The organism is Rhizobium sp. BK529, from assembly GCF_014194105.1.
Lineage (GTDB): Bacteria > Pseudomonadota > Alphaproteobacteria > Rhizobiales > Rhizobiaceae > Rhizobium.
The window spans coordinates 1-1,116 of record NZ_JACIAU010000011.1 but is presented as its reverse complement, the minus strand read 5'-3'; the positions used below and the strand labels follow the sequence as shown (position 1 = coordinate 1,116).

At 56.3% G+C, this 1,116-nt stretch carries 1 protein-coding gene; it reads right to left on the bottom strand.

Annotated features, from left to right (window positions below; translation table 11 throughout):
* Positions 1 to 39: 39 nt before the first annotated feature.
* Positions 40 to 1,053, bottom strand: coding sequence for an IS30 family transposase (locus FHX08_RS31245; RefSeq protein ID WP_184328232.1), 1,014 nt, complete (start codon positions 1,051 to 1,053; stop codon positions 40 to 42).
* Positions 1,054 to 1,116: the final 63 nt, after the last annotated feature.

Below are 1,116 nucleotides of genomic sequence, written 5' to 3'. Positions count from 1 at the left end.
CCCTGCTGGTTCCAGATTGAATGCAACGCGGGTTGGAATCTATATGACCTGGTCCTCCATAGCCAATAGATGCTGGTTGAAGATCTCCGTCGGTGTCTGAAATCCCAGGCACTTCCGAGGCGTGGCATTGAGCCGGTCACACAAAGAACGGATCTCCTGATTGGTCACGTCCAACACGACGGTTTCCGGAGGCAGGTACCGACGAACCCGTTTGTTGGTGTTCTCGACCGTGCCTTTTTGCCATGGCGCTTGCGGATCGCAGAACCAGGCTGCCGTTCCCATGCCCTTTTCCAGCTCTCGCCATGAGACAAATTCGAGGCCTCGGTCGAACGTCAGGCTTTGCCGGGCTTTCGCGGGCAGGGGTGCTAGATGACTTACCAGTTGGTTCATGATCGGTTTTGAACGCCTGTCGTTGTTGCGGAATAGAACGGTATAGCGGCTCTTGCGCTCGACGATCGTGGCGACATTGGCGGATCCATGCTCCTTCCGGAAGATCATCAGATCGGCCTCCCAGTGGCCGAATTCGCCGCGTGAATTGATGGCTTCAGGCCTATTTCGAATGGCGCATTCGATTGGAAAAACGAGACTTCTCGGCTTGCGCGCGTATCTTGGACGCCGTTTCCTTCGCCGCTCCGGCAAATGCCGAGCCAGTTGCTGATCCCGGCCTTCCTGAGAATAGACATACTGATAGATCGTCTCATGGCTCAATCTCACAGCCGAACCGCTGACAAGCCTCAGACGCCCGGAAATCTGTTCCGGTGACCAGCCGTCCTTCAGCCGGTCGATGACCGCTGCGCACAGATGTGGATCGCGCAACAGCTTGCGATAGCGACGTCGGCGGCGCTCGGCCATCTGATGAGCCGTCACATGCCAGTATCCTTCGGCGATTGGAACTTCACGGTCATGCCAGAAATTCCGTCGTAGCTCTCGGCTGATCGTCGAGCGGTCGCGGCGAAGGGTGCGAGCGATCTCCGCCTGACTGATCTTCTTCTCATACATCCGCGCAATGACGCGACGTTCGTCCATACTCAACTGCACAAATGAGCGGGCCATTCCATCCTCCTGAAATCATGGCCATTATTGTCTTCGTTGCATTTGAAATTGGAATCTGCCCCC